This window comes from Peterkaempfera bronchialis, assembly GCF_003258605.2.
Taxonomy (GTDB): Bacteria; Actinomycetota; Actinomycetes; order Streptomycetales; family Streptomycetaceae; genus Peterkaempfera; species Peterkaempfera bronchialis.
On sequence record NZ_CP031264.1, the window covers coordinates 120142 to 138555 of the forward strand.

Here is an 18414-nt window from a genome sequence, read left to right on the forward strand (position 1 = left end):
CGCCTCCGCCGACCGCCCCCGCACCCTTTGCAAGCAGGAGAGTAGAAGTCCCATGGCTGAAGTCCTCGTCTACGTCGACCACGTGGGCGGCGCCGTCCGCAAGCCCACCCTGGAGCTGCTGACCCTGGCCCGCCGCATCGGCGAGCCGGTCGCCGTCGCGCTTGGAACCGGCGCCGCCGACACCGCGCCCGCGCTGGCCGAGCATGGCGCGGTGAAGGTGCTGACCCATGACGCCCCCGAGTACGCCGAGTATCTGGTCGTGCCCAAGGTGGACGCCCTCCAGGCCGCCTACGGGGCCGTGTCCCCGGCCGCCGTTCTCGTCCCCTCCTCCGCTGAGGGCAAGGAGATCGCCGCCCGGCTGGCGCTGCGCATCGGCTCCGGCATCATCACGGACGCCATCGACCTGGAGGCCGGCGACTCCGGTCCGGTGGCCACCCAGTCGGTGTTCGCCGCCGCCTACAGCACCAGGTCCCGTGTCTCCCGGGGGACTCCGGTCATCACGGTCAAGCCGAACTCGGCCGCCGTGGAACCGGCCCCGGCCGCGGGTGCGGTCGAGCCGCTGTCCGTGTCGTTCTCCGCTCAGGCGACCGGTACGAAGATCACCGGCCGTACGCCGCGTGAGTCGAGCGGGCGTCCGGAGCTGACGGAGGCCGCGATCGTGGTCTCCGGCGGCCGTGGTGTGGGCGGCGCGGAGAACTTCGCGGTCGTCGAGGCGCTGGCCGACTCCCTCGGGGCGGCCGTGGGTGCCTCGCGTGCCGCGGTGGACGCGGGCTGGTACCCGCACACCAACCAGGTCGGCCAGACCGGCAAGCACGTCTCCCCGCAGCTCTACATCGCCAACGGCATCTCCGGCGCCATCCAGCACCGCGCCGGTATGCAGACCTCGAAGACGATCGTGGCGGTCAACAAGGACCCGGAGGCCCCGATCTTCGACCTGGTCGACTACGGCGTGGTCGGCGACCTGTTCGACGTCGTCCCGCAGCTCACCGAGGAGATCAGGACCCGCAAGGGCTGACCCCCCGCCCACGCGCAGCCGAGGCCCCGTGGCCCTCCCCCTTCGGGCGGGCCACGGGGCCTCGGCATGCCTCCCCTCGGTCGGGTCGGGAGACTCTGCCGGGCTCAGAAGTGGTGCCGTGTGATGCTCTCCGCGACACAGGCCGGCCGCTCGACGCCTTCGATCTCGATCGTCGTCCGCCACACGGACTGGACGGAGCCGTCCGCGGCGACCTCCGCCTTCAGCAGTTCGCTCCGGGCCCGGACCCGCGAACCGACCCGTACCGGGGTGATGAACCGTACCTTGTCGAGACCGTAGTTGATGCCCAGCCGCGCCCCCTCGACCCGGTAGTTCCGCGCCGCCAGAGTGGGCACGAGGGACAGGGTGAGGTAGCCGTGTGCGATGGTCGCGCCGAACGGGCCGTCCTTGGCGCGTTCGACATCGACATGGATCCACTGATGGTCGCCGGTGGCGTCGGCGAACCGGTCGATCCGGTCCTGTTCGATCAGCAGCCAATCGCCTGTCCCCAGGTTGCTCCCACTCGCCGCGACGAGCTCGTCGGCACCCTTGAACACCCGCATGAACGCTACACCTCGCTTGACTGGACATCTAAAACATTAGATTTATATATCTAATTATGCCTGGCGTCGCGAACTCCGCCACATCGACATGTGCACCAGGGGTGATCGTCGCGGCCGGCATCCCCTGCGGCCGGCTCCGCATACGTCAGGCGCGCGGGGCAGCGGACCCGCAGGGGGTGCGCAACCGCTGGACTCCCCTGATCATCGGGCTCGCATCACCGCGAACGCGGGGGCGGACAGAGCACCATCCTGGACGCGCCGACGGCACCCACCGGGCCCGGCTCCGCGAACGCCGCCCCGCGGACCCAGTCCATCGGAATGGGCGGCTGCGGCACCGGCTCACCCTCGCACACGGCGGCCCCGTACAGACGGGCGTACCGCACGACCCACTCCAGGTTGTCCGTGACCGACCAGTACTCGTAGCCGCGGATGTCCATCCCGTCCGCCAGGACATCCGCCAGCCACGAGAGCCGGGAACCGAACAGGGCGCGGCGCTTGCGCTCGACCTCCGGGAGCGGACCGGGAGTGTCCATGTCTCCCATGCCCACATCCGTGATGTGGAGCGGCGGCAGCAAGTCGCCGTAGATGTCGTGCACGGCACTCAGGACGTCCGCCAGCCCTTCGGGCATGATCGGCCAGCCGTACGCCGTGGTCGCCACCTCGTCGAAGGGGGTCAGGGCGAAGCCGAGCCTGACCAGCAGCCGGTTCACGTCGTTCAGTGCCCAGAAGCTGCTGCGCGGGGGCAGGACCACGGGGAGGTTCTCGGGAGTCGTGACACGACACGGCGCGAACCAGGACAGACCGAGGACGTCCTGAGGTGTCGCGATGATCTCCATGTCGCCGGGCCGCACGCAGCCGGTGGCGTCCACCGGCGAGACCCCGTCCTCCGGCACCATGTGCCTGCCGAGCAGCAGCGGATCGAGGAACAGCCGGTTGGTCCAGGACTCGAAGCGCTCCAGGGCTATCCGGTCCCACGGGTCCCCGGTGGCCGCGTATCCACCCATCAGCGGCAGCCCGCCGCCCACCTCACCGCGCACTCCCGCACCGCGCAGTGCCCGCAGGGCCAGCCCGTGCCCCAGCAGCATATGGTGCAGGGCCGGCAGCCCCGCCGCACCGAGCCCGCGGCCCGGAGGGCACATCCCCGCCACATAGTCGCTCACGGACACCGCGGCCATGTCGGCCACGGTGACCCACCGGGTCACCCGGTCGCCGAACCGCCGCCCCATCTCGTCCGCGAAATCAGCGAAACGGAACGCGGTGTCCCGGGCCAGCCATCCCCCCGCGTCCTCGATCCAGGACGGCAGATCCAGATGGACCAGGGACAGGGACGGACGCAGGCCCGCCGCGAGCACCGCGTCCAGCCACCGGTCGCAGCGGTCCAGGGCGGCGGCGTCCCAGGTGCCCGGACCCTCGGGCTGCACATGGGGCCACCCCAGGACGGCCCGGCGACCGGTGGGCGCCACGCCCACGACGGCACGCACATCACGACTCCACCGGTCGGCATACGCGGAGGGTTCGACCCCGCCGACCACCGCACCCATCCGCTCTCCGCCGGTCGGCGGCGCCGCGATGCTCGCAGCCACGGCGATTCCCCACTGCGCACGGCTCAGGCGGTGGGGCCGTTCGGACCCGCTCATCCTCACCATCCGAGGTCACGATATGCCGGACACCTGACGCAATGGCCCGGTCAGGTGATGTCCCGGACGCTAACACCGTCGTGAATTCCCCACAATGTTGCGTGCCTGCATCTCTCCGACCCGCCACACGGTCGGCCGAGCACGCGCGATCACCACTCCATTGCCATGGCTCCGTCCGCGATCTAGGGTGTGGGCACCGCCCGACGAGGCAAGATCCGCGAGTCCCGAACCGCTGGACGAACAGCCGTCGGAGCATGGCCAGGGGAAGGTTCCCGACATGTCTGAGGTAATCCGGCTTTCCCCTCGGGAGATCGCCGAGCTGTACGCGTCCGGCCTCGACACCGATGTGGTCACGGTGCCCGCCGCGACCGAGACCCCACGTGCCGCGGACGTGCTGACGATCGTGGATCTGGACGGTCCGCTGACCGCCCCGGAGCAGGTGGCGACCGCGCTGCGGAACTCCGCCCGCGTCCTGATCGGCATCGCCCGGCATCCTCTCCCTCCCGCCTGCGCCCCCGTCTGCGAGGCCCTGACGCTGACCGTGAGCGCCGTCCCGCAGCCGGGCCGCGCCCATGTCCTCGTGGACGATCCCGAGGCCGAACTCGACCGGCTGATCGCCGCGGTCGATGCCGCCCCGCGCGCCGCCCTCGCTCTGGCGGGACTGCTGCGTCTGACCGCCACGGCGTCCGTGCGCGACGGGTTGGTGGCCGAGTCACTGGCGTACTCGGCGCTGCTGGGCGGGCCGGAGTTCGCCGCGTGGCGGGCCGCGCGCCCTGCCCGCCGTGTGCCGCCGGTCCCGTCCGACGTCGTACTGCTGGAGCGTGCGGACGATGTGCTGCGGATGACGTTGAACCGCCCCGACCGGCGCAACGCGCTGGGGCACGGACTGCGCGACGGCCTCATCCGGGCTCTGGAACTCGTGCTCGCCGACACCTCCCTGAAAGTCGCGGAACTCCGAGGTGAAGGGGCGTCGTTCTGCAGCGGCGGCGATCTGGACGAGTTCGGCAGCGCCGTGGATCCCGCGTCCGCCCACGTGGTACGGCTGTCCCGCAGCGCGGGATGGCTGGTCCACCGCTGCGCGGACCGGGTACGGCCGTATCTGCACGGCGCCTGTGTCGGTGCGGGCATGGAGGTTCCCGCGTTCGCCGACATCGTGGTGGCCGATCCCGGCGCATGGTTCATGCTGCCGGAGCGGAGCCTCGGCCTGGTGCCGGGCGCGGGCGGGACGGTCAGCGTGACCCGGCGGATCGGTCCCTGGCGCACCGCGTGGATGACGCTGACCGGGGACAGGGTGACAGCCCGGCGGGCGCTGGAGTGGGGCCTGGTGGACCGGGTCGAGCCCTGTGTCCCATAGGCAGGGCTCCCCGGCCCCGGGACTGCCGCTTCCGCTCGCCGGCCTGCGGGTGAGCGCCCCGGAGGCGGTGGACGCGGCCGCGGCACCTGCCGTACGGCTGCTGACCGCGCTGGGTGCGGCCGGTCCCCTGGGCGCGGCCGGGTCCGGCGGCACCGGGACCCCGCAGGTGAGGGCATGCGGAGGGCGCGCGGAGGGCGCGCGCCCGGATTTCCCTGACGGCGACGACACCGGGCCCGGGGTGGCCGACGCCCTGGTGGTGTCCGGCCCGGCCGGGCAGACCTCCGGCACCGTTCCGATCCCCCGGTTCCACCCCGACGACGACTGGGCGGCGTGCGGGGCGATGGAGTTGACGGGAAGGGCCGGCGGGCCGCCGCTGCGGGCCCCCGGCGCACCGGCGTCCGCAGCCCGGGGAGCCCTGCTGGCGTACGAGCTGTTGCTGCGGCTCGCGGGTCGGCCCGCCACCGGGCTGCCCGGTGCCGGGATCCTCGCCGAGCGGGCCGCCCTCACGGGCATGCGCCGGCGGGGCCCGGTCTCGGTCGGGGGGTCGTTGCGGCTGCTGCCTCACCGCCGCCGCCCTGGACGCGGGCGGTACGCCGCCCCGTGGCGCCCCGCCCGCCGCGCCCGCCGCCCGCACCCCGTCCACGCCGGCCCCCACGTCGGGCGCCGACACCGACCGGGTGCTCGCGGAGTACGGGATCCGGTACGGAACGCGCTGATCGCTCCGGCGCCGTCGGCAACGCTGCCCGGCAGCGGGCGAAAGGGGACGGGCACAGGCGCGGAACTGAGTGGCAGTCAGACAGGCGTCCATGTCGAACCTGCTAAACTATTTGCCTCAAGTATTGGATCTGCCTGATCACAAATACCATGATGCATCGGGCTATGCGCCTCCCGGGTATCCACTCGGACCGGGGGCACCAGACGTAGGGAGAGTTTCGATGGCTCAGGCAGCCCGGGACGTCAGCACCGGAATGCTCATGCCACAGGCGGAGCGCATGCGCGTAGGCCGCCAGGTCCGCGTGCCCAAGACCGCTGAGCTCATCGCCGCTGCCCTGCGTCGCCAGATCGTCCACCGGGAGCTGGAGCCTGGAGACGCGCTGCCGTCCGAATCCTCCCTGATGGAGCAGTTCGGCGTCTCCCGGCCGACACTGCGGGAGGCCTACCGGGTCCTGGAGTCCGAGGGCCTGATCAACGTCAGGCGTGGAGCGCACGGCGGCGCACGGGTGACCGCGCCCGATGCCGAGGTCGCCGCCAGGTACGCCGGATTGATCCTGGAATACCGCGAGGCCACCCTGGCGGACGTCTACCGCGCCAGCGCCGTCCTGGAGCCGCCGTGCGCCCGGTCCCTGGCCAACAAGCACACGGCCACCGCCCTCAACCGGCTCCGTGCCGCGGTCGAGGCCGAGAAGGCCGTGCTGGACGACCCCATGGCACTGGTCGCCGCCCAGGACGCCTTTCACGCCCTGCTCGTCGAACTCGCCGGGAACCAGACGCTCAACCTGCTGAGCAGCATGCTGCGCTACATCGTTGACCGTGCCAATGCCGCTCACCTGGCCGACGCCCTCGATTCCGAGGTCCACAAGAGCCAGAGCCGCAAGGCGCACCGCACCCACGTCAAGCTCGTGGATCTCATCGCGGCGGGCAAGGCCGACGAAGCCGAGAAGCTCTGGGCACGCCACATCACCGCCGCGGACGACGCGGTCAACGCGGCGGGGTCCAAGACGCTGCTGGACCTCCTCAACTGACCCTTCCGCCGTACCGGCGCTCAGCCACGACCTGCCGCCCGTCGTTCACCGGACGCCGGGGCCGAGGTCGGCGCCCGCCGGTGCGGTGGAGCACACCGGCCACGGTGGCTTCCGGTCGGCGTCGGCGCCTACGCCTCGGCGTCGCGTCGTACGCCACCGCGCCACGGCGACGCGGTCCGGGTCGTCCAGCCCCAGCAGAGCGGCACCGGCACTGTTGAGGATCCACAGCGCTCCGCTGCGGTGCTGCACCCGCACCGGCCGATGGGCCACCAGGGCGTCGAGCCGGTCGCGGTCCAGCGGCCCGGCGACTGACTCGTGGTAGCCGACACCACGGACCCAGGTGCCGGGTGCGACGGCCGAGGCGCGCCCGGTGCCCTCGGCCCTCCGGTCACCGGCGGCTCCCTCCCATCCCCTCCCCCATCCCACCCATCGACAGGAACCTCGGCAAGGCCGGCCCTGCGCTGTCATCACCCTCGGTGCGGCAGGGTGACGACAGCGCAGGGAAGGGAAGCAGCATCGGCGCGCGGTGCGGGCATCACGGGCAGCGCGACGGCACCACCGGACGCGGCTCAGCCGACCGGGGCGAACCGCGTCAGCAACTGCGACTTGGCGACCTTCATCAACCCGGTGCGCGGCAGCACGTCCACGACCTCGACCTGCTCCGGGAGCTTCTGCCGCATCAGGCCGGCCTCCGTCAGCCACGCCCCGAGATCCGCGACGGCGGGTGCCGTGCGTCCGGGCCTCATCACCACGACCGCGCAGACCCGTTCGCCGCGGTCGGCGTCGGGCAGGCCGATGACGGCGGCCTCGGCCAGGTCGGGATGGTTCGCCAGCAGGGCCTCGATCTCCTGCGGGGCGATGTTCTCGCCCTTGCGGATGATGAGGTCCTTGAGCCGGCCCACGACCTCCAGGTGCCCGGTGTCGCGCAGGAGGCCGAGGTCCCCGGTGCGGAACCAGCCGTCCTGGGTGAACGCCGCCGCCGTCGCCTCCGGATCGGTGTAGCCGTGGCACACCCCGGGACCCTTGATCTGCACCTCACCCGCGGTTCCGGCCGCGCACTCCGCACCGTCCGCATCGACCAGCCGCAGGTGGTTGCCCGGCAACGGCCGCCCGTCAGTGGCGGCGAGGATTTCGGGGGCATCCGACGGGGACGCCACCGCGATCATCGGCACCTCGGTCATGCCGTAGTCGTGCGCGAGCACCGCACCAAGCGTGTCCGCGACCTCCCCCACCAGGTGGGGAGGACAGGGCGCCCCGCCGCCCTTCAAGGTACGCAGCGTCGGGATCAGCCGTGTCTCCGGGGCGCTGCGGGCCAGTTCGACGAGCGCCGTGTAGAACGGCGGCGCACCGCCGGTCGTGGTCACGCCGTGTCTGCGGAACAGACCCACCGCCTCGCTGGGATTGAACGCCTCCAGCAGCAGGACGGGATACCCGCCGGCCAGCGCCGCGGTCAGGTACTGGACACCGCCGACGTGTGCGATCGGAAACCCCATGGCGCCGAACTCGCCGGCCTCCTTGCCCAGTTCACCGAACCCGGCGAACGAGAGGCCCGGGACAAGCAGTGAGGTGTCGGTGTGCCGGGCGCCCTTCGGGGCGCCGGTGGCCCCCGAAGTGAAGTGGATCCACGCGACCTCGTCCGGGTCCGGGACGGGGAACGCCGCCGTGTCGGGGCCCGTGGCCGTCGCGTCTCCCGAGGCGGTCGCGTCGTCGAGTTCGGGAGCGTGGTGCCCGATGTCCAGCACCCGAGGCGGGGTTCGTCCGGCGGCGGACAGGGTCTTCGCGACGGTGCCGGCGAGGGCCACGTAGTCGACACCCCGCCAGATGCCCGGAACGAGGAGGCACTCGGCCTCCGAGGTCGCGAGCGCGGCAGTGAGCTCACGCTCCCGGTACAACGGGATCACCGGTGCTTGGACCGCACCGAGACGCCGCAGGGCCGCCATCACCAACGCCGTACTGATCCGGGTGGGCAGCTGCCATGCCACGCGCGTGCCGGGCCCGATGCCCCGGGCCGCCAGGGCTCGGGCCACCCCGGAGGTCCGGCGGTCGAAGTCGGCCCAGGTCAGCGAGACCCCCTCGGCGTCGATGAGCATCATGGCGTCCGGCGTGACGCTCGCCCTGCGCCGGACGAGCCCGTCGAACGTCGGTGCCGTCAACAACCACGGCCATCGCTGGGCCGCCGCCGCGATGGCGGGGGTGGCCTCCATCGACTCGCGCATCATCATGTAACTCCAAACACTTGGCCTGGCTCAGTCAGGTCCGGAGAGGTGGTTGGTCCGACTCTGCCAGAAGTATCTGTTTCTGCACTAGGCCTCAGGGAAGTGTAATCAGTTTAATTATTCTTTAGGTTGACCTGAAGCGTTCCCGGGGCAGCCGTCCGCCGCCCCGCCGGGAGCGGTGCGTCAGCGCGGAGCCATGCGCAGGCCGCCGTCCATCCGGATGACCTCGCCGTTGAGGTAGTCGTGGTCAATGATCGAGAGGGCCAGTTGCGCGTACTCCTCCGGTCGCGCCAGACGCCGCGGGAACGGCACACCTGCGCCGAGTGAGGCGCGGAACTCCTCGGAGACGGTCGCCAGCATCGGGGTCTCCACGATTCCGGGGGCGATGGCGCACACGCGGATGCCGTACTGGGCCAGGTCCCGGGCGGCCGGCAGGGTCAGGCCGACGATGCCCCCCTTGGAGGAGGAGTACGCGGCCTGGCCGATCTGCCCCTCGAACGCGGCGACCGACGCGGTGTTGACGATGACGCCGCGCTGCCCGTTGGCATCCGGCTCGGTCTCGGCGATGGCCTCCGAGGCGAGCGCCAGGACGTTGAAGGAGCCGATCAGGTTGATCTGGACGACCTTGGCGTACAGGTCGAGGTCGTGCACGCCCTTCTTGCCGAGGATCCGCATGGACGGGCCGATGCCGGCGCAGTTGACCACCGTGCGCAGCGGTGCGCCGCTGCCCGCAGCGGTCGCGACTGCGGCACGGACCTGCTCGGCGTCGGTGACATCCGCACCGACGTAGGTGACGCCTTCGACGTCCGGGGCCTTGTCGAGGCCGGCCGGGAGGTCGAGGGCGAAGACGGCCGCGCCCCGGGCGGCCAGGGCCTGCGCGGTCGCCGCGCCGAGGCCGGAGGCACCTCCGGTGACCAGGGCGGCAGTATTGTCGAGCAGCATCAGTTCTCCTGTTTCAGTGGGTTTTCAGCACGGTGACGGTGCCCTTCGCGGGCTCGTTCAGCGCGCGGCTGATGACCATGCGCTGAATCTGGTTGGTCCCCTCGAAGATCTGCATGACCTTGGCTTCGCGCATGTACCGCTCGACGGGGAAGTCACGGGTGTATCCGTACCCGCCGAGCACCTGCACGGCATCCGTGGTGACCTTCATGGCGTTGTCCGTGGCGACGAGCTTGGCGATCGACGCCTCCCGGGTGAAGGGCTGGCCGCAGTCCTTGAGCCGGGCGGCGGACAGGGTGGTGGCGCGGGCGGACTCGATCGCGGCGCCCATGTCGGCCAGTACGAACGCCAGCCCCTGGTGCTCGATGATCGGCTTGCCGAAGGTCTCCCGCTCCTGGGCGTAGCGCACCGCGTGATCGAAGGCGCCCTGGGACAGGCCGACGGCGACGGCCGCGATGCCGAGCCGGCCGGAGTCCAGAGCGGTGAGCGCGATCCGCAGCCCCTGGCCCTCCTCGCCGATGCGGCGATGGACGGGGACCCGCACGTCCTCGAAGCGCACGGTGGCGGTGGCCGAACCGGTCAGTCCCATCTTCCGCTCGGGCACGTCGGCGATCAGGCCGGGAGTGTCCGCGGGGACCAGGAAGCAGGAGATGCCCCGGGAGCGGTCTTCCGAGGTGCGCGCCATGACCGTGTAGAAGTCCGCGTGGCCGCCGTGTGTGGTCCATGCCTTGGTGCCATTGAGCACGTAGTGGTCGCCGTCCCTGACGGCCCGGGTGCGCATGGCCGCGGGATCCGATCCGGCGTGCGGCTCGGACAGGCAGTACGCGCCGAGGAGTTCGCCGCCGAGCATGTCCGGGAGCCACTCCTTCCGCTGCTCCTCGGTGCCGAAGGCGGCGAGGCCGAAGCAGGAGAGCGCGTGCACCGACACGCCGACGGCGACGCTGGACCACACGGCCGCGATCTCCTCCAGCACCTGGAGGTAGACCTCGTACGGCTGACCACCGCCGCCGTACTTCTCGGGATAGGGCAGCCCGAGCAGTCCGGCACGGCCGAGCGTCCGGAAGGCCTCGCGAGGGAACCTCGCCTCCGCCTCCGCCTCGGCCGCTTGGGGGGCGAGTTCCTTCACCGCGAGCGTACGGGTGAGCTCGATGAGGGCGGCGGCTTCGTCAGTCGCCAGGAATCGAGTGGCGGGCATCAGGGCTCCTCCACAAAATGATACTGATAGGAGTACGACAGTATCATTCAACGTACACCCTGAGGAGTCGTCACAGCCATCCACCGCTCTGGGCAGGTCAGCAGGAACGGAAAGGAGACCGGGGCCGGCCGGGCCGTCGGGTCAGGAAGAGACGGCGTGGACGATCAGCGACGCCAGCTCGGCGTACGCCTCGGAGTCGCTGAGACCGGTGCGCGCCGCCACCTCGCCCCGCTGGATCTGCTGCATGGTGGCCGCGGCGACCTCGCCCACGAATGCGGCGTGCACATTCCTGAAGGCTCCCGCTGCCACACCCTCGGTGATCAGCTGCCGGACCCGGTCGGCCGCGTGCCTCGTATTGGCCTCGTACACCTCGCGGGCGGGCCGGAAGTGCGCCATGTCGTCCAGGAACCGCCGGGAGAGCGGCCTGAGCTGCTCGGCCACGGTGTTCAGATAGACCTGTACGCGGTCGGACGGCGCCGTGGTCTCCGCCACCCGCTTCTCGACGGCCTCGGCGGCGGAGCGGAAGTAGTGCCTGACCGCTTCCCCGACCAGGTCCTGCTTGCTTCCGGCGAGCTGGTACAGCGTCGTCTTCGAACAGTGCAGCCGCTCGGCCAGGCCGTCGAGCGTGAACGAGGCGAACCCCTCCGCCGTCAGCAGAGCGACCAGACGCTCCAGCAGGTCGTTCTGGCGGGAGGTGCGGCGGGCGGACGGCATGATCCCAGCATATCCGCGCGCAGCGCCCCGTCGGGCGTCCTCTCCCCGCCCCCGGCCGCCCCGGCCCCTGCTCCGGGGCCCCGCCGCACCGCCGACGCAAGCCGAGGCCGGACCGACTACACCTCCGTGGTCCGCTCGCGGTGCAGGTCCTGGAGCTCCCGGCGGAGCAGCTTTCCGGCTCCCGAGTGAGGCAAGGACGCTTCCACGTACCAGTACTCCGGTACCTTGAAGCCCGCCAGCCGCTCGCGCACGTACCGGCGCAACTCCCCCGCGTCCGGCGGCCGGTCCGCACGGGCCGGAACGACGAAGGCTGCGACCGTCTGGCCCAGCCTCCGGTCCGGGACCCCGACCACTCCGGCGGCGGCAACCGCGTGGTGGCTTTCGAGCACCTGCTCCACCTCAAGGGGGAAGATGTTCTCGCCACCGCGGACGATACGGTCGTGCGTTCGTCCCACCAGGTAGACGTACCCGTCTTTGGTCCGGTGGCCGATGTCACCGGTGCGCAGCCAGCCGTCGGACCCGGTCAGGCTCAGGTGAGGGGCCTGTGCCAGCAGCTCGCCCGCACCCGCCGCGTCCGGGTTGTCGATGCGCAGTCGCAGACCCGGCACCGGACGCCCCACCGAGGTGAGCAGCTCCGGCCGCCCCTGCGCCGCCTCCAGATGGTCCTCCGGCGTGAGGCAGGTGAGCGGACTGCCCTCCGTCTGGCCGAACAGGTTCAGCAGGCGTGTCTCCGGCAGGACGGCCAGGACGCGGCGGAGCGTGTCCGGGTGGATGGGGGAGGCTCCGTAGATCAGCGTGCGCAGGGGCAGGGCGTGCAGGGCCTCGGCGGCGAGCAGCATCTCGATCATGCTCGGCACCAGCAGCGTGTGTGTCACGTTGGCGGGTCCCAGGCTCCGCCACCAGTCGAGGCTGAACGACCGGGTGGCCACAGCGGTCGCGCCGACCGACAGTGCGACCAGCAGCGTGCCCAGGCCGCCGATGTGGTGCACCGGTGAGCCGGTGGCGTAGACGGCCCCCGGGCCGAGGCCGGTCAGCCCGGCGAGCAGTCGGCGGCGCTCCCACAGCACGCCCTGGGTGATCGGCACCCTCTTGGGCAGGCCGGTGGTGCCGGCGGTGTGCAGGTTCACGCACACCGACTCCGGGTCGGTCACCGCCAGGCGTTCGACGCCCCCGCCCTCCGGCCAGGGGGTGATCGGCACGGGCCGGATTCCGGCCGTCCGGGCGATCTCGGCGGCCGTCGCGGCAAAGGCCGGTTCGTACAGCAGGACATCGCTGCCGAGTGCCCGCACGGGGTGGCCGAGTTCGGCCGCGGTGAGCCGCGGGCCGAGCGGTGAGAGCGGGTGGCCGGTGGCCGCACCGGCAAGCAGCAACGCGACCGTGTCGATGTTGGTGGTCACCAACGCGGGCAGCGGTGCTTCCGGTGGCAGTCCGAGGGACTCGATCCAGGACACCGCTCCTGCGGCGGCGGCCAGCAACCGTGCGCCGTCGATCGCACGGTCACCGTCGATCACCGCGAGCCGGCCGGAACCCCGGAGCACGGCGACCATCTCACTGGACCACGTGCGCATGGGCCACTCCTTCTGACGTATCGGCGCGCGGTGCGGCTTTGACCACCTCGTACGCATCCTCTCGCCGAAGCGCACTTCGTGGCCCTCTTCAGTTATATAAGTTGAATAACTATAGGGTTACTTGACGCCGGCCGGAGGCCGGTCCGTGCGCGGAGTCAGGCCCCGATCAGCTCGCGGGCCTCGTTCAGCAGCACCGGAAGGGCTGGGGCCATCCGCGCCATCTCCGGGACGAGCCGGCCCGACTTGCGACCACGCTTGATGAGCAGTGCGGTCGCTCCCGCCTCCTTGTAGCGGGTCAGCGCGTCGAACCAAGCGAGGTCGGGCAGGTCCGGACCGCCCGCGTCCGTGTAGGCGTCGAGCAGTTCCCGGGCGGTGGGCATCCCGGACGGCCCGTTGCCGGGTGCGCCGGGGTGGTGGGCCTCGTCGGTGAAGAAGGTCAGCCACGTGACATCGATGCGCGGATCACCGACCGACCAGATCTCCCAGTCGATGACCGACGTCACGCGGCCGTCCCGGCACAGGGTGTTGCCGAGCCGGTAGTCGCCGTGGTTGACCGTAGGCGCCATCGCCGACGGCATCGTGGCGAGCAGGGCTCGTGCGCATTCCTCGTAGTCGCCCTGGAGGTCGGCGGGGACGGTGGTGAACGCCCGGGTCCACCGGTCGATCTCGTCCTTCAGTCCCACGACCGGCTCGTCCCCCAGGCCGGCCCGCGCCGGGTCCACCCGGTGCAGAGCGGCGAGCACGGCGGCCGCGTCCAGCGCACGGGACCGGATCGCCGGAAACGCCGCCGGGTCACGCTCCTCGATCAGCATGGGCTCGACGCAGTCGCCGGGGACGAAGCCCATCGCGAGAAAAGGCGGTACGTCCGGCGGGTCGCCCGCGTCCTCGAAGAACACGGGGGGCACGGGAACACCGGGCTGATCGTGCAACGCCCGCATGAGCCGGGCCTGGCGCAGCACATCCCGGTTGCGTACCGGTGCCAGTCCCGGAGGGGCGACCTTGAGCACCACCTTGCGCTGCTCCTCCGGTACTCCGCGCAGCTCGGCGGTGAAGGTGAGGCTGGAGGAACCGCCCGTCAGGGGCTCGACACGGGTCACCTCGGCTCCGGGGTGCCAGGCCTGCGCCGCTCCGGTCGCCCGGCCTCGCAGGGTCTCCGCGAGTGCGGAGGTGTCTCCGGTGCTGTCCGTCGTCGCCATCAGTAGAGTCCTCCGTCCACCCGCAGCAGCGCACCGGTGGTGTAGCTGGAGGCCGGGCTCGCCAGGTACAGCGCGCTGGTGACGATCTCCTCCGGCCGCCCCGGGTGGCCGATCGCACTGCGGGTGCTGGTCCGGACCTCCTCGGGCCACGCCTGTGAGATGTCCGTCAGGAACGGCCCGGCCGACAGCGTGTTGACCCTGACCTTGGGCGCGTACTCCAGGGCCAGCACCTGGGTCAGCACGTTGAGAGCGGCCTTGGCGCCGGCGTAGGGACCGAACTTCGGTTGCGGCATCAGCGCGCCCGACGACGAGACGTTGATGATGGATCCGCCCTCGCCGTCGGCCATGCGCCGGCCGACCAGGGCGCCGAGCCGGAAGGGGCCTTTGAAGTTGACGCCGACGACCTTGTCGAACAGCTCCTCGGACGTCTCCTCCGAGGACGGTGCCAGTGGCGACATCCCGGCATTGTTGACCAAGATGTCGATCGTGCCGAAGCGCTGGTACGCGGTGTCCACCAGGTCGTCTATGTCGCTCCACCGCCCGACATGGCAGGCATGGGCGAGCGCCTGGCGGCCCAGGGCCTCGACCTCGGCCGCCACTGTCCGGCAGGTGTCCACCTTGCGGCTGGCGACGACGACGTCCGCGCCGGCCCGCGCGAAGGCGAGCACCATCTCCCGGCCGAGGCCACGGCTGCCCCCGGTCACCAGGGCCACCTTGCCGGTGAGGTCGAAGAGTTCAGTGGTCTTCACAGGCCGTACTCCTTCAGGACGTCGGCGTAACGGCGGCGGGCCGCCTCACGCTTCGGCGGAATGTGCTCGCTCGGGAAGAGGCCCGGAGCGGGCTCGACACCACGCAGCAGTTGCTTGGCCACCGTGGTCCTGTGCACCTCGGTCGGCCCATCGGCCAGGGCGAGAGAGGGCACGCTCATCCACATCTCCGCCAAGGGCATCTCATGGGTGGTGCCGAGTGAGCCGTGCAGGTGCAGCGCACGCCGGACGATGTCGTGGTGGACCTTCGCCATCGCCACCTTGCACATGGCGATCTGGGTGCGAGCCGCCCCGTGCGGCTGGGTGTCGATGACCCAGGCGGTGTGGAGCACCAGCAGGCGGTACTGCTGGAGCTCGATCCAGGAGTCGGCGATCATGGCTTGGACGGCCTGCTTGTCGGCCAGCCGCTCCCCCTGCGTACGGCGGGACACCGCGCGCTCCAGCATCATCTCCATGGCACGGGCGCACTGGCCGACGATGCGCATGGCGTGATGGACCCGGCCGCCGCCGAGGCGGGCCTGGGCCACCTTGAAGCCCTCGCCGGGGCCACCGAGCATGGCGTCGGCGGGAAGGCGCACATGGTCGTAGCGGATGTAGCCATGGATGCCCTCGTCCAGTTCGTCGCGCTCGGCCATGGTGGCGACATTGCGCTTGATCGTGACGCCGGGCGTCTGCGCGGGCACGATGAACATCGACATCCGCTCGTGCGGCCTGGCTTCGGAGTCGGTCACGGCCATGACGATGAGGAACGCCGCGTAGCGGGCGTTGGAGGAGAACCACTTCTCGCCGTCGATCACCCATGTGTCCCCCTCCTGCCAGGCGCGGCAGGTGAACTCCTTGGGGTCCGCGCCGGCCTGCGGTTCGGTCATGGAGAAGGTGGAGACGATGTCCCCGTCGAGCAGTGGTCGCAGATAGCGCTTCCGCTGCTCCTCGGTCCCGAACATCGCCAGGATCTCGGCGTTGCCGGTGTCGGGGGCGGCGGTGCCGAAGACGGTGGGCGCCCAGGAGGAGCGGCCGAGGATCTCGTTCATCAGGGCGAGCTTGAGCTGGCCGTAGCCCTGGCCGCCGAGCTCGGGGCCGAGGTGGCAGGCCCACAGGCCCTGCTCACGCACCTGCTGCTGCAGCGGCCGCAGGATGGCGCGAGCCGCCTCGTTGCCGGTGTCGTACGGGTCGCCGCCGGAGGGGAAGAGGAGGTCGAGCGGCTCCACCTCCTCGCGCACAAAGCGGTTCATCCAGTCCAGCTTCTGCTGGAACTCGGGGTCGGTGGAGAAGTCCCACATGGCTGACCTCCAGTGTCGGCGGTGGTGTTCACCGCGGTTCGGGGCCCGCGCCGCGGTCCGGGGTACGGCCGGCGCCCTCTGCTTCGAGCCGGGTCCGCAGGGTGCGGAGTGTCTCCGTGGCGGCAACGAGGTCGCCCGGGTCCATCCCCTCGGTGACCCGGTCCGCCCACACGCGACTGCGGTCCTGGACGTCCTCGTCCACGGCACGTCCGCGCTCGGTGGGCACCAGTCGGCGGGCCCGCTTGTGATCGGGATTGTCGACGAACTCGATCAGCCCCCGCTGCGCCAGTGCGTCGGCGGTCCGCTGCACGGCCTGCCGGGTGTGCCCGAGGCTACGTCCGATCTGAGGGACCGTCGGGGGCTGTACGGCACGGATGACGGCCGCGAGGACAAGACTCTGGGATCCGGTGAGACCTTCTTCCGCACCCAGCGCCGGGGTGGCGGTGACCAGCCGGCCGCGGGTACGCAGAATCTCGTCGATGAGCACGGACAGGGGATGCAGATCACCAGCAGACATGACGCGAGATTTCCACAATGACACCTTGTTGTCAATCACTGGACCGCGACGACCTGCCCCGGTCCGCCTCCTCGCCAGGTCCTCACCCGGGCGCACGCACGGGCCGGACCGGGACACTCGGGACACTCTGCGTGTCCGCGCCGCCGATGAGGCGTTCTCCCTGGGCGGGTTCGACAGCGGAACGCCCTGGTGGCACGGGCCCTCGGTGCGCCCGGGGGCCTGGCCCACGGCCGCCAGGCCCCCGGGGGTGGGGGTCGGGGGTGTCGAGAGCGGCCATGGGAGTGCGGTTGATGGCGGGGCTGTTCCAGGTTCAGTGAACGGCGTGCGAGGCCAGTCGTACGCGAACCTCCGGAACGTCGTCGGAAGACGTGCCGGGCAGGTCGGCGGGATGACTGTCGGGGAAGTCCAGCTCGCCGCGGTCGGCGAGGTGGCGGATGTGCGCCTCGGTCTCCGAGAGGGCGCCGATGCGCATCTGCCCGACCTCCGCCCAGGGCCTGGACCAGCTCAGCTGCTCGGCGACCTGCCACACGGTGGGCGAGCCCAGCCCGGCGATGACGGTGACCAGTTCGCGGCAGCGCTGCTCATGGTGGTCGCGCAACTGCCGGGTCCGGGCGGCCAGTCCTCGGAAGCGGTACTCGTGGGCGGGCAGCGCGTCGTGGTCGTCGAAGGCCGCGGTGCGCTCCAGCGACTCCAGGAACCGAGTCAGCGGGGCGTCGCCGTTCACACGGTTCAGGCCGATGTTGGGCGTGATACGAGGCAGCACGTGATCGCCGGTCAGGAGCAGTCCGGCGTCGGGTTCCTGGAGGCACAGGTGCCCGGGGGTGTGCCCGGGGGTCCACACCGCGCGCAGCCGCCGGCCGGGCAGCGGCACGGTATCGCCGTCCTCCAGCAGCACGTCGGGTTCCGCCATGGTGAACACGAAACGATCCGCTGAGCGCTCGCCGAAGGGGCGCAGCAGGTCCTTGATGTGCTCCTCGGGCGCGCCCCAGCGCCGCAGGCCGCGCCTGAGGAACTCCCTGCGCGCGCCGGGATGGGTCAGTGCGGTGCGCTGCGGGAGGGTGTCACGCTCGGCCGGGTGCATGGCGATCCAGGCGCCGGAGTGCTCCCGCAGCCGGCCGGAGAGGCCGTGGTGGTCGGGATGGACGTGCGTGGCGACGATGCCGGTGACGTCGGAGACTGCCGCGCCCGCCGCCCCCAGGCCCGCGAGCAGCGCCTCCCAGCCCTCGTCGGTGCCCCAGCCCGGATCCACCACGACCAGACCGCGATCGCCTGCTATCAGGTAACACAGGGTGTACCGCAGCGGATTGTCCGGGATCGGCACCGGGACGGACCACACGCCGCCGCTGAGGCGTTCCACCGGGGGCAGGGTGCGGTCCTGCCACGCGGCGTGTTGGGCGGTACCGAGGATGCTGATGCCCGTACCGCCACGACCTGTCGTCCCGACCGTCATGTGCCACCGTCTTCCGTTGTCCTGTGCTGTCGGCGCGTGTCCTGTGGTGCCGGCGCGGCCCGCTCCGGCTCCGGCTGTCCCCGGGCCGAGCAGGCCGTTTACTGACGAGAAGCGTTCAGTAAATGCAGCATAGGCCGTTCGTGTCCTCCGGCCGACAGCGGTCGGCCAGGCGGACCGTGGAGGGCGGACCGGCGCCCTCGACGGGGACGCCGGCGGCCTCGCCGGCCGTGCGGGGCAGGGTCCGCAGACCCGAGCCGGAAGTGA

General features: G+C 71.4%; 17 protein-coding genes. 4 read left to right on the plus strand and 13 right to left on the minus strand.

The features are described from left to right. Positions 1-52 precede the first annotated feature (52 nt). Positions 53-1015: an electron transfer flavoprotein subunit alpha/FixB family protein gene (locus tag C7M71_RS00550; RefSeq protein ID WP_111490589.1), complete on the plus strand. Its 963-nt coding sequence runs from the start codon at positions 53-55 to the stop codon at positions 1013-1015. A 104-nt stretch (positions 1016-1119) separates the two neighbouring features. On the opposite strand, the gene C7M71_RS00555 is transcribed toward C7M71_RS00550, so the two are convergent. Together C7M71_RS00555 and C7M71_RS00560 are read right to left on the minus strand one after the other, a co-directional pair. Next, positions 1120-1575, minus strand: a complete 456-nt coding sequence (locus C7M71_RS00555; RefSeq protein WP_111490588.1) for a MaoC family dehydratase — start codon at positions 1573-1575, stop codon at positions 1120-1122. Between the two features lie 215 nt (positions 1576-1790). Then, positions 1791-3158, minus strand: coding sequence for a glycoside hydrolase family 1 protein (locus tag C7M71_RS00560; RefSeq protein WP_229758440.1), 1368 nt, complete (start codon positions 3156-3158; stop codon positions 1791-1793). 331 nt (positions 3159-3489) lie between these two features. Between C7M71_RS00560 and C7M71_RS00565 the strand changes: the two genes are divergently transcribed. Together C7M71_RS00565 and C7M71_RS00570 are read left to right on the plus strand one after the other, a co-directional pair. Then, on the plus strand, positions 3490-4566 hold the full coding sequence (locus C7M71_RS00565; RefSeq protein ID WP_111490586.1) for an enoyl-CoA hydratase/isomerase family protein: 1077 nt from the start codon (positions 3490-3492) through the stop codon (positions 4564-4566). Positions 4567-5558: 992 nt separating this feature from the next. Beyond that, entirely contained in the window at positions 5559-6308 is a 750-nt protein-coding gene (locus C7M71_RS00570; protein ID WP_229758441.1) for a FadR/GntR family transcriptional regulator, read from the plus strand. A 45-nt stretch (positions 6309-6353) separates the two neighbouring features. On the opposite strand, the gene C7M71_RS31215 is transcribed toward C7M71_RS00570, so the two are convergent. Beyond that, positions 6354-6734 carry a hypothetical protein gene (locus C7M71_RS31215; RefSeq protein WP_229758442.1) on the minus strand — a complete coding sequence of 127 codons (381 nt, stop codon included), beginning with the start codon at positions 6732-6734 and terminating at the stop codon, positions 6354-6356. Between the two features lie 143 nt (positions 6735-6877). Then, positions 6878-8401 carry a class I adenylate-forming enzyme family protein gene (locus tag C7M71_RS00580; RefSeq protein WP_229758443.1) on the minus strand — a complete coding sequence of 508 codons (1524 nt, stop codon included), beginning with the start codon at positions 8399-8401 and terminating at the stop codon, positions 6878-6880. Here C7M71_RS00580 and C7M71_RS31220 point away from each other — a divergent pair. Continuing rightward, a complete protein-coding gene (locus C7M71_RS31220; protein WP_229758444.1) occupies positions 8391-8534 on the plus strand; it encodes a hypothetical protein in 144 nt (47 codons plus the stop codon). The two genes, C7M71_RS00580 and C7M71_RS31220, sit on opposite strands and share 11 nt — an antisense overlap. A gap of 173 nt (positions 8535-8707) precedes the next feature. Here C7M71_RS31220 and C7M71_RS00585 read toward each other — a convergent pair whose 3' ends face one another. The 9 genes from C7M71_RS00585 to C7M71_RS00625 all read right to left on the minus strand — a co-directional run bounded on the left by C7M71_RS00585 (position 8708) and on the right by C7M71_RS00625 (position 18150). Continuing rightward, the gene (locus C7M71_RS00585) at positions 8708-9466 is read right to left on the minus strand and encodes an SDR family NAD(P)-dependent oxidoreductase (RefSeq protein ID WP_111489570.1); all 759 of its coding nucleotides are present in this window, start codon (positions 9464-9466) and stop codon (positions 8708-8710) included. A 13-nt stretch (positions 9467-9479) separates the two neighbouring features. After that, positions 9480-10658, minus strand: coding sequence for an acyl-CoA dehydrogenase family protein (locus C7M71_RS00590; RefSeq protein WP_111489569.1), 1179 nt, complete (start codon positions 10656-10658; stop codon positions 9480-9482). 141 nt (positions 10659-10799) lie between these two features. Continuing rightward, entirely contained in the window at positions 10800-11372 is a 573-nt protein-coding gene (locus C7M71_RS00595; RefSeq protein WP_111489568.1) for a TetR/AcrR family transcriptional regulator, read from the minus strand. Between the two features lie 116 nt (positions 11373-11488). Beyond that, complete coding sequence (locus C7M71_RS00600; RefSeq protein ID WP_111489567.1) at positions 11489-12940, minus strand: class I adenylate-forming enzyme family protein; 1452 nt, start codon at positions 12938-12940, stop codon at positions 11489-11491. Positions 12941-13095: 155 nt separating this feature from the next. Beyond that, positions 13096-14136 (minus strand): phosphotransferase family protein, encoded by a 1041-nt coding sequence (locus C7M71_RS00605; RefSeq protein WP_111489566.1) that lies wholly within the window; start codon positions 14134-14136, stop codon positions 13096-13098. Then, complete coding sequence (locus C7M71_RS00610) at positions 14136-14885, minus strand: SDR family NAD(P)-dependent oxidoreductase (protein WP_111489565.1); 750 nt, start codon at positions 14883-14885, stop codon at positions 14136-14138. Before C7M71_RS00610 ends, C7M71_RS00605 begins: the two co-directional genes overlap by 1 nt. Further along, complete coding sequence (locus C7M71_RS00615; protein WP_111489564.1) at positions 14882-16183, minus strand: acyl-CoA dehydrogenase family protein; 1302 nt, start codon at positions 16181-16183, stop codon at positions 14882-14884. The genes C7M71_RS00610 and C7M71_RS00615 overlap by 4 nt, the downstream gene beginning before the upstream one ends. A 28-nt stretch (positions 16184-16211) precedes the next feature. Further along, on the minus strand, positions 16212-16739 hold the full coding sequence (locus tag C7M71_RS00620) for a MarR family winged helix-turn-helix transcriptional regulator (RefSeq protein WP_162824088.1): 528 nt from the start codon (positions 16737-16739) through the stop codon (positions 16212-16214). Between the two features lie 271 nt (positions 16740-17010). Then, on the minus strand, positions 17011-18150 hold the full coding sequence (locus C7M71_RS00625) for an MBL fold metallo-hydrolase (RefSeq protein WP_111489562.1): 1140 nt from the start codon (positions 18148-18150) through the stop codon (positions 17011-17013). Between the last annotated feature and the right edge of the window lie 264 nt (positions 18151-18414).

Excerpts from the sequence above, each read along its gene's own strand:
- C7M71_RS00555 (WP_111490588.1), bottom strand. The coding sequence starts at position 1,575 with ATGCGGGTGTTCAAGGGTGCCGACGAGCTCGTCGCGGCGAGTGGGAGC.
- C7M71_RS00565 (WP_111490586.1), top strand. The coding sequence starts at position 3,490 with ATGTCTGAGGTAATCCGGCTTTCCCCTCGGGAGATCGCCGAGCTGTAC.
- C7M71_RS00615 (WP_111489564.1), bottom strand. The coding sequence starts at position 16,183 with ATGTGGGACTTCTCCACCGACCCCGAGTTCCAGCAGAAGCTGGACTGG.
- C7M71_RS00605 (WP_111489566.1), bottom strand. The coding sequence starts at position 14,136 with ATGGCGACGACGGACAGCACCGGAGACACCTCCGCACTCGCGGAGACC.
- C7M71_RS00570 (WP_229758441.1), top strand. The coding sequence starts at position 5,559 with ATGCGCGTAGGCCGCCAGGTCCGCGTGCCCAAGACCGCTGAGCTCATC.
- C7M71_RS00625 (WP_111489562.1), bottom strand. The coding sequence starts at position 18,150 with ATGACGGTCGGGACGACAGGTCGTGGCGGTACGGGCATCAGCATCCTC.
- C7M71_RS00550 (WP_111490589.1), top strand. The coding sequence starts at position 53 with ATGGCTGAAGTCCTCGTCTACGTCGACCACGTGGGCGGCGCCGTCCGC.
- C7M71_RS00600 (WP_111489567.1), bottom strand. The coding sequence starts at position 12,940 with ATGCGCACGTGGTCCAGTGAGATGGTCGCCGTGCTCCGGGGTTCCGGC.
- C7M71_RS00590 (WP_111489569.1), bottom strand. The coding sequence starts at position 10,658 with ATGCCCGCCACTCGATTCCTGGCGACTGACGAAGCCGCCGCCCTCATC.
- C7M71_RS00580 (WP_229758443.1), bottom strand. The coding sequence starts at position 8,401 with ATGATGCTCATCGACGCCGAGGGGGTCTCGCTGACCTGGGCCGACTTC.
- C7M71_RS00595 (WP_111489568.1), bottom strand. The coding sequence starts at position 11,372 with ATGCCGTCCGCCCGCCGCACCTCCCGCCAGAACGACCTGCTGGAGCGT.
- C7M71_RS00585 (WP_111489570.1), bottom strand. The coding sequence starts at position 9,466 with ATGCTGCTCGACAATACTGCCGCCCTGGTCACCGGAGGTGCCTCCGGC.
- C7M71_RS31220 (WP_229758444.1), top strand. The coding sequence starts at position 8,391 with ATGAGCATCATGGCGTCCGGCGTGACGCTCGCCCTGCGCCGGACGAGC.